Genomic DNA, 13,204 nt, shown 5'->3' with positions numbered 1-13,204 from the left:
TTTTATATCTTTGCCCGCTCAATTGATGTTTGATAATGAAAGACTTGAAACAATTCAACATACCATTTGTAGGATTAAAAGAAGGAAAACATTTATTTCAATATGAAATTGATAATACGTTCTTTAAGACATATAATTACGACGAATTTGAAAATTCATCATTAGATGTTACATTAGAATTTGTAAAAAAAAGTACTCATTTTGAACTTAATTTTACAGCTTCTGGAACCATTAACGTTCCTTGTGATGTAACTAGTGAATTCTATGATCAAGAAATAGCATCGGTTATGCCGCTAGTTATTAAGTTTGGTCCAGAATATAATGATGAAAATGAAGAGATTATAGTTTTACCACATGAAGCTTTTCAGCTAAATGTTGCACAGTTTATTTATGAAATGATTGTGTTGGGGCAACCGTCAAGAAGAGTGCATCCAAAAGTATTAGATGGAACAATGGAATCTGAAACTTTAGATAAATTAAAAGAATTAGAAATAAAAGAAGTAAAAACTGTTGAAGAAACAGACCCAAGGTGGGATAAATTAAAGAATTTAATAACAGAAAAAAAGACATAAAATGGCACATCCTAAAAGAAAAATATCCAAAACAAGAAGAGATAAAAGGAGAACACATTACAAAGCTTCGTATCAACAAATTGCAACTGATCCAACAACTGGAGAAGCGCATTTATATCACAGAGCTCACTGGCATGAAGGTAAATTATACTACAGAGGACAGATCGTATTAGAATCTGCTACAACTGAAGCATAAAACATTTTTAAAATACTTAAAAAACCCTCATTTCTGAGGGTTTTTTTGCGTTTTTAAAGTAAAAAAAATTGTTTTTGATAACTTTTAAGTCAAAAAGTGGAATAATTTTCATTACTTTGAATTTCCTTAATATTAGGATAATAAACAAGAATTATGACTAAAATAACTGCAGCAATTTCAGCAGTAGGGAAGTATGTTCCTGAATATGTTTTAACTAATAAAGAGTTAGAAGCCTATGTAGACACTAATGATGAGTGGATAACTACCAGAACAGGAATTAAAGAAAGAAGAATTCTTAAAGGAGAGGGTTTAGGTACTTCTTATATGGCTATAAAAGCGGCTCAAGACTTATTGCAAAAATCAAATACAAATCCAGAAGAAATAGATTTGGTAATTGTAGGAACGGCTACACCAGATTTACCAATAGCATCTACAGCTGCATACGTAGCTACAGAAATTGGGGCAGTAAATGCATTTGGGTATGATTTGCAAGCAGCATGTTCTAGTTTTTTATTCGGAATGTCTACTGCAGCAAGCTACATAGAGTCTGGTAGGTATAAAAAAGTGCTATTAATTGGAGCAGATAAAATGTCTTCGATTATAGATTATAAAGACAGAGCAACGTGTATTATTTTTGGTGATGGCGCGGGTGCTGCACTCTTTGAACCAAATAATGAAGGGTTAGGCTTACAAGATGAATACCTACGAAGTGATTCTATTGGAAGAGATTTCCTTAGAATAGAGGCAGGAGGATCTATAATGCCAACAACGGCAGAAACGGTGGCACAGAATAAGCATTTTGTTTATCAAGAAGGAAAAACAGTATTTAAATATGCTGTTTCTAACATGGCAGATGTAGCTGAAAAGATGCTTACTAGAAATGGGTTAGAAGAAAAAGATATTCAATGGCTAGTAGCGCATCAAGCAAATAAAAGAATTATTGAAGCAACTGCAAAAAGAGTTGGCGTTTCATCAGAAAAAGTAATGATGAATATTCATAAGTATGGAAATACTACTTCTGCAACATTGCCTCTTTTATTAGCAGATTACGAAGATCAATTAAAAAAAGGAGATAATTTAATTTTTGCTGCATTTGGTGGAGGCTTCACATGGGGAGCTATCTACTTAAAATGGGCGTACAACTCATAAATCATTAAACCAAACAACTAAATAATAAGAAAAATGGATATTAAAGAAATTCAAAATCTTATAAAATTTGTAGCTAAATCTGGTGCGAGCGAGGTAAAGTTAGAAATGGAAGATGTAAAAATCACTATTAAAACAGGTTCAGGAAAAACTGAAACTACTATTGTACAAGCTGCTCCTATGGCAAATATGCCACAAATGACAGCTCCAACTGCCGCAGAAGCTGTTACTCCAGTAAAAACAGAGAGTGAAGACTCTCATTTTATTACTATAAAGTCTCCAATTATTGGAACTTTTTATAGAAAACCATCTCCAGATAAGCCAAATTTTGCAGAAGTTGGTACAGAAGTAAGTGTTGGAGACACTGTTTGTGTAATTGAAGCAATGAAGCTTTTTAATGAAATTGAATCAGAAATTTCTGGTAAAATCGTAAAAGTTTTAGTAGAAGATTCTACTCCAGTAGAATTTGATCAGCCACTATTTTTAGTAGATCCATCTTAATATTAATCCAATTTTCAATTTCCAAATTTTATTCATTTTTATGACAAATTTGTTTTTTGAATTGTTGAAAAGTATACGATTATGTTTAAAAAAATATTAATTGCCAACAGAGGTGAAATTGCTCTAAGAGTTATTAGAACCTGTAAAGAAATGGGCATTAAAACCGTAGCTGTTTATTCTACTGCAGATGCAGAAAGTTTACACGTAAGGTTTGCTGATGAAGCAGTTTGTATTGGGCCTGCACCCAGTTCAGAGTCTTATTTAAAAATGTCTAATATTATTGCTAGTGCAGAAATTACCAATGCAGATGCAATTCATCCAGGATATGGATTTTTATCAGAAAACGCCAAATTTTCTAAATTATGTGAAGAGCATAATATTAAATTTATTGGCGCTACTGGAGAAATGATAGATAAGATGGGGGATAAGGCTTCAGCGAAATCTACTATGATTTCTGCAGGAGTTCCATGTATACCAGGTTCAGAAGGAATCATGAAAGATTTTGAAGAATGTGAGATATTAGCACAAGAATCAGGATATCCTGTAATGCTAAAAGCTACTGCCGGAGGTGGAGGTAAAGGTATGCGTGCTGTTTGGAAGAAAGAAGACCTAAGAGATGCTTGGGATTCTGCTCGTCAAGAAGCAAAAGCAGCTTTTGGTAATGATGGAATGTATTTGGAAAAATTAATTGAAGAACCTAGACATATAGAAATTCAAATTGTTGGAGATTCTTATGGAAAGGCTTGTCATTTATCAGAAAGAGATTGTTCTGTTCAGCGTCGTCATCAAAAGTTAACAGAAGAAACTCCTTCTCCTTTTATGACAGATCAATTAAGAAAAAAGATGGGTATTGCAGCAGTAAAAGCAGCAGAATTCATTAAATATGAAGGTGCAGGTACTGTAGAGTTTTTAGTTGATAAACATAGAAACTTCTATTTTATGGAAATGAATACTCGTATTCAAGTAGAGCATCCAATTACAGAAGAAGTAATAGATTACGATTTAATTAGAGAGCAAATTTTAGTTGCTGCAGGTGTGCCAATTTCGGGTAAAAATTATTTTCCAAAAATGCACGCCATAGAATGTAGAATTAATGCCGAAGATCCTTATAATAACTTTAGACCAGCTCCTGGAAAGATTACAACTTTTCATGCTCCTGGAGGCCATGGGGTAAGAATAGATACACATGTTTATGCAGGGTATACGATTCCTTCAAATTATGATTCTATGATTGCTAAATTAATTGTTACAGCGCAAACAAGAGAAGAAGCAATTAATAAAATGAAACGTGCTTTAGATGAATTTGTAATTGAAGGTGTTAAAACAACAATTCCTTTTCATAGAGAACTAATGGAGCACCCAGATTATGTTGCGGGAAACTATACAACTAAATTTATGGAAGATTTCAAAATGAAATAATATCTTAATATTTAGTTATTAATAATAAATGAAAATAGAGAATACAATTTGTATTCTCTATTTTTTTTATCTTTATAGTAAATATAGTTAAAATGAAAATAGACGGAATTGATAAAATAATTATAAAAAGGTTGGTAAAAGATGCAAGAACACCTGTGCTTAGTATTGCAAGGGAAGTTGGTATTTCTGGAGCTGCAATTCATCAAAGATTAAGAAAATTAGAAAAATCTGATTTAATAGATGGGTATAAAATGATTATCAACCCAAAATCTTTAGGATATACAACAACAGCTTTTGTAGGTGTTTTTTTAGATTCATCAAGTCAATATTCATCAGCAATAAAAAGGCTAAAAGATATTCCAGAAGTTGTAGAAAGCCATTATACTACAGGTAATTATGCTATTTTTATTAAAGTTATGTGTAAAAATAATGAAGATTTAATGAGCCTTTTAAATAAGGATATTCAAAATATTAAAGGGGTTTCTAGAACAGAAACCTTTATTTCTTTAGATCAACAAATAGATAGACAAATCAACATATAAAAACTATTCACCTATTTTTATCAATGACTTACCCTGCTTTATATGCAGGTAAGCTAGCAAGTGTATTTTTTAGATTTTCTTACTTCAGTTTTGTATGCTCCCTATAATTTAATTATTTATAAAATGAATTCAATTTCGCTGCTTTTAAGTGATGATGAAAAACCTTTCATTTTTTTTTAATTGAATCAAAAGGAGATAATAATAAAATTTAAAAAAAAGATTTACATAATTCATTCTACATTAAAAAATAGATAAAAAATTCCTCCATCACTATTTTTAAGAGTGCATGGTTGGCTTATAATTAATATTTCTGAGAATATAATAGTGTTCTTTTTAAGAAAAATGTTACTCCTGTTAGTAGATTTAATAAAAGTGAGTTTATGAAGTGATCAAACTTACTTTAAACTTAGTTAATTACCTTAAATAATCTAGTTAACGGGTAAAAGTAACCATTCACCGAAACTTACAGTTCACTAATCGAATTATTAAGCAAGAGAGTTATACCTTTTTGTTTATTTGTAATGTGATAATCATTATTACAAATTAAAGTTGAATTAATTTTATATTAAGACAATCATACGTTGGGGGATTTATGAATTGTATCAAAGAGAGCTAAATTAATTTTCAGCTCTCTTTTTTTGTGTGAAATAGTGTAAAACAAAAAAAAACCGTAACAAATAAATGTTACGGTTTTAGTACTGAAGGCGGGACTTGAACCCGCACGGCCATTACTGACCACTGGATTTTAAGTCCAGCGTGTCTACCAATTCCACCACTTCAGCATTGGTAATTTGTTTTACAATAGAGCGAAAGACGGGATTTGAACCCGCGACCCCCACCTTGGCAAGGTGATGCTCTACCCCTGAGCTACTTTCGCAGTCAATGTAAATGAACTTAGCTCCTCTTCAAGGACTCGAACCTTGGACCCTCTGATTAACAGTCAGATGCTCTAACCAACTGAGCTAAAGAGGAGTTTGCTACACGTTTTGTGTTTAGCGAGTGCAAATATAAATCTTTTTAAGACATGTCCAAGTGTTTTTGTAATTTTTTTTATTTTTTTATATAATAAAGATAAATTCTTCTTTAAATTTCAAATTATTGTATTTTTGCCTTTAGAATATGCTTAGATCTTAAGCGCAAACTATTATATGGACAAATTTTCGTTCTTAAACGCAGCACACACAGGCTTTATCGCCGATTTATACGACCAGTATTTAGTTAATCCAGATTCGGTTGAACCTAGTTGGAGAAGTTTTTTTCAAGGGTATGATTTAGCCAATGAAAACTATTCTTTTAAAGATGAGGATGTTTCTACAGAAATTCCTGAAGAAGTAAAAAAAGAATTTCTGGTTGTAGATCTTATAAACGGGTATAGAACCCGTGGGCACTTGTTTACTGAAACAAACCCAGTTAGAGATAGAAGACAATACAAGCCAACTTTAGACATAGAAAATTTTGGATTATCTAAAGAGGATTTAGGTAAAACATTTTCTGCTGGTGAAGTTTTAGGTTTAGGTAAAACAACACTTTCTGAAATAATTAAAAACTTACAACGTATTTTTTGTGATTCTATTGGTGTAGAATACATGTATATGCGTAATCCAGAAAAGTTAAAATGGTGGCAGAATCGTTTGAATACAAATGATAATCGCCCTAATTATTCTGTAGAAGCTAAGAAATATATTTTAGGTAAATTAAACCAAGCAGTTACTTTTGAAAGTTTTTTACAAACTAAATATGTTGGTCAAAAACGTTTTTCTTTAGAAGGAGGAGAAGCTTTAATTCCTGGAATTAGTGTTGCTTTGCGCGATGCTGCAGGAATTTATGGGGTAAAAGAATGTGTTATTGGAATGGCGCATCGAGGTAGATTAAATACATTGGTAAACATTTTTAAAAAACCTGTTAGAGACTTATTTAGTGAATTTGAAGGTAAAGATTTTGAAGATGAGGATATTGATGGAGATGTAAAATACCATTTAGGTTTAACTTTAAGTAAAACTTTTAGAGATGGAAACAAAATTAAAATGAATTTAGTTCCAAATCCATCTCACTTAGAAACCGTTGCAGCGGTAGTTGAAGGGATTACAAGAGCTAAGATTGATAGAAAATACAAGGGTGACGAAAGCAAGATATTACCTATTATAATTCATGGAGATGCTGCAATTGCAGGTCAAGGTATTGTTTATGAGGTAACTCAAATGGCAAAATTAAATGGTTATAAAACAGGAGGAACAATTCATATTGTTGTAAACAATCAAATTGGGTTTACTACCAACTATTTAGACGCACGTTCTAGTACGTATTGTACTGATGTTGCTAAAGTAACCTTGTCACCTGTTTTACACGTTAATGCAGACGATACAGAAGCTGTTTGCCATGCAATGGAAATGGCATTAGAATTTAGAATGAAGTTTAAATCGGATATTTTTATCGATTTATTAGGCTATAGAAAATATGGCCATAATGAAGGTGATGAACCTCGTTTTACACAACCAAAATTATACAAAGCAATTGCAAAGCATAAAAATCCAAAAGATATTTATGTAGAACAATTATTAACTGAGGGTTCTATAAATGACACTTATTTAAATGAAATTACTACTGAGTTTAAACAAATGCTTGAAAGAGAATTTGAAGAAGCTAAGAAAGTAAAAACCTCTAAGCTTAGAGAATTTATGAAATCTACTTGGAAAGGATATGAGCGTCAAGATTTAGACGCCATGTTGCTTACTGAGAATACACAATATTCTGAAGATGGATTAAAAAATATTGCAAAAGTAGTTTCTACAGTTCCAGAGAATGTAAAATTTGTTAAAAAAGCAGAACGTATTCTACAAGGTAGAGATAAAATGGTTTTTGAGACCAATAAATTAGATTGGGGAATGGCTGAAAACCTTGCCTATGGAAGTTTAATGGAAGAAGGATTTAATGTTCGTATTTCTGGACAAGATGTAGAAAGAGGAACTTTTTCTCATAGACACGCTGTTTTACGTGATGAAATTACAGAAGAGAGAATAAATTTATTAAACACAAATCCAAAAAGTAAAGGGAAAATGACGATTTATAACTCGTTATTGTCTGAATACGGTGTCTTAGGTTTTGATTATGGTTATGCCATGGCAAACCCTAATACATTAACTATTTGGGAAGCTCAGTTTGGAGATTTCTCTAACGGAGCTCAGATTATATTTGACCAATACATTTCTGCTGCAGAAGATAAGTGGAAATTACAAAACGGAATTGTAGTCTTATTACCTCATGGTTATGAAGGACAAGGTTCTGAGCATTCATCTGCAAGAATAGAGCGTTATTTACAATTATGTGCAATAGATAACATGACCGTTACAAACTGTACAACACCGGCTAATTTCTATCATTTATTACGTAGACAAATGAAACGTAATTATAGAAAACCATTAATTGTATTTACGCCAAAAAGTTTATTACGTCATCCAAAAGCGGTGAATACGATTCAAGATTTAGCAAACGGAGAATTCCAAGAAGTTATAGATGATACACTAAACCCTAAAAATGTAAAGAAACTAGTTTTCTGTATGGGTAAATTCTATTATGATTTACTTGAAGAAAGAGAAAAATTAGAAAGAGATGATGTTGCTTTAGTTAGAATTGAACAATTATTCCCTTTACATTTAGAGAAAATTCAAAAAGTAATTGATAGATATCCAAATATTGAAGAATATATTTGGGCACAAGAAGAGCCTAGAAACATGGGTGCTTGGAGTTTTATGTTAGAGCGTTTTGAGTTGGTAAAATTAACTGTTCGTTCTCGTAAATATTATGCAGTACCGGCAGCAGGTTCTAGCACAAGATTTAAAAAACGTCATAAAGCAGTTATTGATAGTGTTTTTGATAATGAGTAGGCGCGTTAAGGATTGAAACGACATCCTTTTCTTTGTCTATATAAATAGGCGTCATTGCGAGGTACGAAGCAATCTGTTATAATTAAGAGATTGCCACAGTTTACAAAAAAGTAAACTTCACAATGACAAAAAAAAAGAAAAGATATAGTGGAAAGCCTGTTAAAACGCCCAAATAGTAAAAAAGAATAAATTAATAAATTGAGGTGCTGAATCTAGTTCAGCATACATAAAATAAGAACTGATGATTTTAGAAATGAAAGTTCCTTCTCCGGGAGAATCAATTACAGAAGTAGAAATTGCAACGTGGTTAGTAGAAGATGGTGATTATGTTGAAAAAGATCAACCTATTGCTGAAGTAGATTCTGACAAAGCAACTTTAGAATTGCCTGCAGAAGAAAGCGGAATTATCACTTTAAAAGCTGAGGAAGGTGATGCTGTTAATGTTGGTGAAGTAGTTTGCCTAATTGATACAAGCGCTGCTAAACCAGCAGGTGCTGCTGCTAAAACTGAAGCTCCAAAAGAAGAAAAGAAAGTTGCCGTAAAAGAAGCTCCAAAAGCAGCAACATATGCTACTGGTACTGCTTCTCCTGCAGCTAAGAAAGTATTAGCTGAAAAAGGAATTTCTGCAACTACTATAAGTGGATCTGGAAAAGATGGTAGAATTACTAAAGAGGATGCAGTAAAAGCGGTGCCTTCTATGGGAACGCAACCAACAACTGGTTCTAGAGGTACTGAGCGTAAGAAAATGTCTATGTTGCGTAGAAAAGTTGCAGAGCGTTTGGTTGCTGTAAAAAGCGAAACGGCTATGTTAACTACTTTTAATGAAGTAAACATGCAGCCAATTTTTGATTTGCGTAAACAATTTAAAGAAGATTTTAAAGCAAAACATGGCGTTGGATTAGGATTTATGTCTTTCTTCACGTTAGCTGTTGTAAGAGCTTTAAAATTGTTTCCTGATGTGAATTCGATGATTGATGGAGATTTCCAAATCAAAAATGATTTTCAAGATATTTCTATTGCAGTTTCCGGACCAAAAGGTTTAATGGTTCCCGTAATTAGAAATGCAGAAAACTTGTCTTTTAGAGGTGTAGAATCTGAAGTAAAACGTTTAGCAATTAGAGCTAGAGATGGACAAATAACAATTGATGAAATGACGGGTGGAACTTTTACCATTACAAATGGTGGTGTTTTTGGTTCTATGTTATCTACGCCAATTTTAAATCCTCCACAAAGTGGAATCTTAGGAATGCACAATATTGTAAACAGACCAATGGCTGTAAATGGGCAAGTTGAAATACAACCTATTATGTATGTTGCTTTGTCTTATGATCATAGAATTGTAGATGGTAGAGAATCTGTTGGTTTCTTAGTTGCTGTTAAAGAAGCATTAGAAAATCCTATGGAATTATTGATGGATAACAACCCAACAAAAGCATTAGAAATGTAGTCTAATAAATAGACTTATAAATATTGAAATCCTGAGCTTCTAGCTTGGGATTTTTTTGTTTTGATAGTTTGATTTGTTTCTGAAGTTTCAAAAAGATAACTTCGCTTATACATCTCATAAAATAAAGCGACTGAATTAGCGCCCAATAAGAAAGGATGTTTGGTAAACTAGGATTCATAAAATGAGCGATCAATTCAAAAACATACAGCAAGTTATTTCTAGTTATATTGAAATTAGCGATGAAGAATGGTCTTACTATTCATCCATGTTACAAGTAAAAACACTTAAGAAAAAGATAACCATTCTTTCTGAAGGAACTATTTGTAAAGAGGTGTTTTTTGTAAATAGCGGCTTGTTAAGAATTTATTTTGTTGATAATAACGGAGAAGAAAAAACATTTCACTTTGCCTTAGAAAAAACATTTGCTACTGATTATAAGAGTTTTTTAAAAGAAATACCTTCAAATTATTCAATTCAGGCAATGGAAGATACAGAGGTTTTAGTCATGTCACTTGAAATGGTTCAAAATGGATATAAGAAGTTGAGGTTTGGTGAAAAGTTAGGCAGACGCATTGCAGAAGATTATTTTTTTATGTTTAATGACAAAATTCAAGCGATGTATACGCAAACTCCATTAGAGAGATATAATAATTTAACTGCTAGTTTTCCCAATATATTTCAGCGAGTTCCACAACATTTAATTGCTTCTTATTTAAATATTAGTTCCGTGCATCTTAGTCGCCTTAAAAATGCTATTTAAAAGTGGTTATTTAAAGTGATAACATTTGTTATTGCTAAAAAACTATAAAGTCATTATTTTTACATTCATAGTAATGATACTTAAAACTTTTAGCATGCAACGAATGACAAATAAAACAGTTCTAATTACAGGCGGAGCATCTGGGATTGGTAAAATTATGGCGCGCTTACTATTAGAGCGAGGAGCAAAAGTGATACTTTGGGACATCAATAAATTAAAGATTGATGAAACTATTTCAGAATTGGCTAGCAAAGGGACGGTTGTAGGATTTATTGTGGATGTTTCTGATAGCAATCAAATTGAACAAACAGCTAAAAAAGTAAAAAAAGAAATTGGCGTAGTAGACGTATTGATAAATAATGCAGGTATTGTTGCAGGAAAATATTTTCATGAACATACCACATTAGATATTTCAAAAACAATGGACATTAATGCGAGTGCTCCAATGCTCATAACCAAAGAATTTCTGAATGATATGCTCGACCAGAACTCTGGTCATATTTGTAATATTGCTTCTTCTGGAGGTTTAATCTCGAACCCTAAAATGTCGGTATATGCAGCAAGTAAATGGTCGGTAATTGGTTGGTCCGATAGTTTGCGTTTGGAGATGAAATTGCTAAAAAAGAACATCAATATCACAACGATAATGCCGTATTACATTAATACAGGAATGTTTGACGGCGTAAAATCAAAAATACCTATTCTAGCACCAGAAACTGCTGCACTTGCAATTATTAAGGCGATGGAGCAAAAGAAAAGAATGGTAACTATTCCAGGATATATGTATAGACTTACAAGAATAGGGCAAGGTTTTATGTCTATTAATGTGTTCGACTGGTTTGCGGGGAAGGTCTTAGGAATTTACAAAACGATGGAGCATTTTACAGGTCATAAAAAATAATTAATAGTGGCTAATGATAGCTACAGCAGCAGCAGTTTTAGTTAAAACTGCCTCTGGTGGCGCTTGTATTAATGATACACTGATGCACATAACCAACCACAATTTGCCTTTTGGTGGTTTAAGAAATAGCGGAATGGGAAATTACCATGGAAAAGAAAGTTTTTTAGCATTTAGTAATCAAAGAGCAGTTGTAACGATTCCTACATGGTTACAAAAAATTATTTAAGGCGCCAAAGTCATAAAGTATTTTAAAGATGAACACACAATTAAAATAAAATTAATGAACAAATCATTAGAAACAGAAGGAACTCCCGTTTTTTTCAGAACCCTAACATTACTTTTTTGTATTTTTTTAGTATCAAGTTGTGCATCCAAAAAAATAAGTGATATTTCTTATCTTAAAAAAACAGAAGCTCTAACAACCTCTTTTCCGGAGTTAAATGTATTTCAGACGCAAACCTCTGAAAAAAGTCCAGTTGTTATTTTTATTCACGGTGGTTATTGGACTTCAGGGAATAAAGATATTTATGGTTTTTTGGGACGAAATTTTGGAAAGAAAAAGATGGTAACGGTAATTCCTAATTATACTTTAAGTCCTAATGGTAATTATGATACGATGGCGAAAGAAGTTGCCGCTGCCATTCAATGGACTTACGATAATATTGAAAAATATAACGGGAATCCCGATCAGATATTTTTAATGGGGCATTCAGCAGGAGGTCACTTGATTGCTCTAGTGGGTACAAACCCTAAGTATTTAAAAAATACAGATATGATTAAAGGGATTATTTTAAATGATGCAGCAGGATTGGATATGAACTCTTATTTAAAAAAATATCCTCCAACGAAGAACCACAATTACGATGTAACTTGGACAAAAAATCAAGATAATTGGAAAGATGCGTCCCCTATTTATTGGCTGTCTAAAAAAGTGCCGCCATTTTTAATGTTCACTGGAACAAAAACGTATCCTTCGATTATTTCTCAAAATAAATCTTTTGTTCAGAAATTGAAAACTTTTCAACCAAATGCAAAGATCAATTTCTTGAATAAAAAACACGTACCAATGATGCGTCAGTTTCTTTTTCCATGGAACAAAAATTACAAAGAAATTATAAAATTTATAGAGGCAAATAAATAGGAGTAATCTCAGGTACTTACTTTTCAGAGCGTCGAAGAAATTTACAGATTGATAGAAACTTGATTGCAAACTAAAGCAGAGTTTTGTTGAAGAGGTATCTAAACGCTGAAATTTTCCCTGGTTTTTTTGTTATTCTTTTTTGAATTTCTTATTAATTAATTTTTGTTTCCACTCATCTCCAAGGAAATCAAAAACATTTAGAGAATAAATTCCTATGATTACGATCCAAGAAAGGAGTAGCCAGAAAAAGACACCCCAATTTGAGGCATCATTAATTGCAAGGATAACAGGAGCTATTAAACTTAAAATTGCGATGGCAAGAAGTTTATAAAATCCTTTTATATTTTGAATGTATGCTTCTTCGGTTCTAATTTGTGCTATTTCTTTCTTTTTATCGGAATCAATAATATCTATTTCAAAAACAGCTGCTAAAGATTTTAAAGATTCTAAACCTGCATTTTCACCATTTTCAATCCGTTGAATAGTTCTGATACTTAATCCGCTCATTTCTGCTAATTGCTCCTGTGACCAATGGCGTTGCAATCTCATTTTTTTAAGGTCTCTTAAATTTATAGTTGTCGGCGTCATACTTTTTCCATATTATTTACTAGACAAAGATAAGGATTCACTTTTCTATTGCGATGCTACCAATAGGTAGGGAATATGACACGCATACGACAGCAGTCTGACAGCTATAG

General features: G+C 32.3%; 13 protein-coding genes and 3 tRNA genes. 12 read left to right on the top strand and 4 right to left on the bottom strand.

Annotation, left to right across the window (positions count from 1 at the left end; translation table 11 throughout):
- Window positions 1–35 precede the first annotated feature (35 nt).
- The 6 genes from BTO04_RS08735 to BTO04_RS08710 all read left to right on the top strand — a co-directional run bounded on the left by BTO04_RS08735 (window position 36) and on the right by BTO04_RS08710 (window position 4,376).
- Window positions 36–572 (top strand): DUF177 domain-containing protein, encoded by a 537-nt coding sequence (locus BTO04_RS08735; RefSeq protein ID WP_087564129.1) that lies wholly within the window; start codon window positions 36–38, stop codon window positions 570–572.
- 1 nt (window position 573) lies between these two features.
- A complete protein-coding gene (gene rpmF, locus BTO04_RS08730) occupies window positions 574–768 on the top strand; it encodes a 50S ribosomal protein L32 (protein WP_087564128.1) in 195 nt (64 codons plus the stop codon).
- A gap of 153 nt (window positions 769–921) precedes the next feature.
- Entirely contained in the window at window positions 922–1,917 is a 996-nt protein-coding gene (locus BTO04_RS08725; protein WP_087564127.1) for a beta-ketoacyl-ACP synthase III, read from the top strand.
- 33 nt (window positions 1,918–1,950) lie between these two features.
- A complete protein-coding gene (accB, locus tag BTO04_RS08720) occupies window positions 1,951–2,415 on the top strand; it encodes an acetyl-CoA carboxylase biotin carboxyl carrier protein (RefSeq protein WP_087564126.1) in 465 nt (154 codons plus the stop codon).
- Window positions 2,416–2,496: 81 nt separating this feature from the next.
- Window positions 2,497–3,834, top strand: a complete 1,338-nt coding sequence (accC, locus tag BTO04_RS08715; RefSeq protein WP_087564125.1) for an acetyl-CoA carboxylase biotin carboxylase subunit — start codon at window positions 2,497–2,499, stop codon at window positions 3,832–3,834.
- A gap of 92 nt (window positions 3,835–3,926) precedes the next feature.
- Window positions 3,927–4,376 carry an Lrp/AsnC ligand binding domain-containing protein gene (locus BTO04_RS08710; RefSeq protein WP_087564124.1) on the top strand — a complete coding sequence of 150 codons (450 nt, stop codon included), beginning with the start codon at window positions 3,927–3,929 and terminating at the stop codon, window positions 4,374–4,376.
- Between the two features lie 696 nt (window positions 4,377–5,072).
- Here BTO04_RS08710 and BTO04_RS08705 read toward each other — a convergent pair.
- The 3 genes from BTO04_RS08705 to BTO04_RS08695 all read right to left on the bottom strand — a co-directional run bounded on the left by BTO04_RS08705 (window position 5,073) and on the right by BTO04_RS08695 (window position 5,348).
- Window positions 5,073–5,158 (bottom strand) — tRNA-Leu (locus BTO04_RS08705).
- Window positions 5,159–5,181: 23 nt separating this feature from the next.
- Window positions 5,182–5,253, bottom strand: a tRNA-Gly gene (locus tag BTO04_RS08700).
- Window positions 5,254–5,274: 21 nt separating this feature from the next.
- A tRNA-Asn gene (locus BTO04_RS08695) sits at window positions 5,275–5,348 on the bottom strand.
- Between the two features lie 176 nt (window positions 5,349–5,524).
- Between BTO04_RS08695 and BTO04_RS08690 the strand changes: the two genes are divergently transcribed.
- The 6 genes from BTO04_RS08690 (at window position 5,525) to BTO04_RS08665 (ending at window position 12,506) form a co-directional block, all read left to right on the top strand.
- Window positions 5,525–8,257: a 2-oxoglutarate dehydrogenase E1 component gene (locus BTO04_RS08690; protein ID WP_087564123.1), complete on the top strand. Its 2,733-nt coding sequence runs from the start codon at window positions 5,525–5,527 to the stop codon at window positions 8,255–8,257.
- Between the two features lie 241 nt (window positions 8,258–8,498).
- Window positions 8,499–9,704 (top strand): 2-oxoglutarate dehydrogenase complex dihydrolipoyllysine-residue succinyltransferase, encoded by a 1,206-nt coding sequence (gene odhB / locus BTO04_RS08685; protein WP_198342046.1) that lies wholly within the window; start codon window positions 8,499–8,501, stop codon window positions 9,702–9,704.
- 181 nt (window positions 9,705–9,885) lie between these two features.
- The gene (locus tag BTO04_RS08680) at window positions 9,886–10,464 is read left to right on the top strand and encodes a Crp/Fnr family transcriptional regulator (protein ID WP_087564121.1); all 579 of its coding nucleotides are present in this window, start codon (window positions 9,886–9,888) and stop codon (window positions 10,462–10,464) included.
- A 94-nt stretch (window positions 10,465–10,558) separates the two neighbouring features.
- Entirely contained in the window at window positions 10,559–11,365 is an 807-nt protein-coding gene (locus tag BTO04_RS08675) for an SDR family oxidoreductase (RefSeq protein ID WP_087564120.1), read from the top strand.
- Between the two features lie 13 nt (window positions 11,366–11,378).
- Complete coding sequence (locus tag BTO04_RS08670) at window positions 11,379–11,591, top strand: aldehyde dehydrogenase family protein (protein WP_157662445.1); 213 nt, start codon at window positions 11,379–11,381, stop codon at window positions 11,589–11,591.
- A gap of 54 nt (window positions 11,592–11,645) precedes the next feature.
- Complete coding sequence (locus BTO04_RS08665) at window positions 11,646–12,506, top strand: alpha/beta hydrolase (RefSeq protein ID WP_087564119.1); 861 nt, start codon at window positions 11,646–11,648, stop codon at window positions 12,504–12,506.
- A 129-nt stretch (window positions 12,507–12,635) separates the two neighbouring features.
- Here BTO04_RS08665 and BTO04_RS08660 read toward each other — a convergent pair whose 3' ends face one another.
- A complete protein-coding gene (locus BTO04_RS08660) occupies window positions 12,636–13,055 on the bottom strand; it encodes a helix-turn-helix domain-containing protein (protein WP_232455877.1) in 420 nt (139 codons plus the stop codon).
- Between the last annotated feature and the right edge of the window lie 149 nt (window positions 13,056–13,204).

It is taken from the genome of Polaribacter sp. SA4-10 (genome assembly GCF_002163835.1).
GTDB lineage: Bacteria > Bacteroidota > Bacteroidia > Flavobacteriales > Flavobacteriaceae > Polaribacter.
Note: the sequence above shows the minus strand (reverse complement) of the source record. Positions and strands in the feature narration are given on the sequence as shown.